Here is a 254-nt window from a genome sequence, read left to right as displayed (position 1 = left end):
AGGTCTGGCGGCGCGGTGGACCCCGGAACGGGTCCGGGGTGACGGTTTGTGGCAGACGGGGGTTTCGCGTCTCCACCTTTCGTCATGCCGGGCCTGACCCGGCATCCATCGCGCGGCGTGTCCCTCCGTCCGTTATCCCTGCGGCACGTTGGACCCCGGCTCGGGGGCCGGGGTGACGGGGGTTTGTTCGTGGGGTTGTCCGCGCTCGTCATGCCGGGCTGGTCCCGGCATCCACCGGGCCGCGCCCCTTGCAT

The sequence above is a fragment of the Sphingomonas sp. Leaf412 genome, from assembly GCF_001425405.1.
Taxonomy (GTDB): domain Bacteria; phylum Pseudomonadota; class Alphaproteobacteria; order Sphingomonadales; family Sphingomonadaceae; genus Sphingomonas.
This window is presented reverse-complemented; position numbering follows the sequence as displayed.